Origin of the sequence: Nonomuraea sp. NPDC059194, from assembly GCF_042754765.1 — a bacterium.
Classification (GTDB): Bacteria; Actinomycetota; Actinomycetes; order Streptosporangiales; family Streptosporangiaceae; genus Nonomuraea.
The window spans coordinates 1-1,115 of the sequence record NZ_JBHZBH010000122.1 but is presented as its reverse complement, the minus strand read 5'-3'; the positions used below and the strand labels follow the sequence as shown (position 1 = coordinate 1,115).

Here is a 1,115-nt window from a genome sequence, read left to right as displayed (position 1 = left end):
GATGTTCGTGATCTAAGCAGTCAGATCATCGCAGGTCGGAGGCACCTTCTTCAGTTATCGATCTTCAGAGTGAAATACCGGCTGAATAGCCGAGGTTAGGTCGGCGACTGGTTGCCGCCGTGTCGATCGCCACTTCGGTGCCGGAAGGTCACGGGTTGGGGCGATCGCTGCCGCAGCCCTCCTGCGTCGGGCCTTGCCACTGGGCACGGTGGTGCTGTTGACGACATCGCTGACGACAACGTCGGCTTCCGTCAGCCCACGGCGGCAACCGTCCACCACCCTCTGGCCTTGTGCCGAACAAAACGATCAAGGTGATTGGTCCGCCTGAAAAGCGGAAGGTCGGCAGTTCGACCCTGCCCCTGACCACCAGCTTTGAACAGCAGAAACGCCCCGAACGGATCATCGTTCGGGGCGTTTTGATGTCTGGTGACAGCACATCCCCCGTCGCTTCATCGGATGGTTAGCCCTTGTCGTAGCGAATGATCGTTCTGGTCTACCTGGTGGTCCGACTTGTAGATCTTGTGCAGGCGCTTAGCTCCTGAATGGCGCTCGGGGCCGGAGACAAGGCGGACGCCATGTCGGCGGGTTCGGATACCGCGGGCCTCGTCACCCTGCCAGGGGCTTCTTCCCGATCACATCCAGCCGTGTCCAGGGCGTCGAGGACGTCTGGCAGGTTGAGTCGAGCGGGGACGGCTCGTTCCCAGCCGGACAGTGCGGTGGGGAAGGCAACCGTGTCACGCCACAGGGGCACTCCGATATCGTTCACAAGCCCATGGCAGATCAGGATTTCAAGGTCGTCCCAGAAGTAGAGACGGGGCCGCCATCGGCGAGGCCTGGAGTCGTGCAGGCGGTCGGGGAATGGCCCGACCAGGGTTTCTACCTCCTGCCAGGGCATGCCGCAGAACCGGCCTGCCGTACATCGGATGACATGTCAGATGTGATCGCTAGGGTCTCCGCCATGAGCGACACCGACAACGCATGGCGTGAACTTCTTGGGCAGGCACCGCGGTTCCCGGCGATGGCCGCGTCCAAGATCGTGGTGTATGAGAATTCGACCACTCTGCGATCTGTTTGCCAGTTAAGCGGCAATCGCATCAATTGTCACATTAGCACCG

The 1,115-nt window shown here is 61.1% G+C and carries 1 tRNA gene; it reads left to right on the top strand.

The features are described from left to right. Positions 1 to 297: 297 nt before the first annotated feature. Positions 298 to 369, top strand: a tRNA-Phe gene (locus tag ACFXJ8_RS44080). The last annotated feature ends 746 nt before the right edge of the window (positions 370 to 1,115 follow it).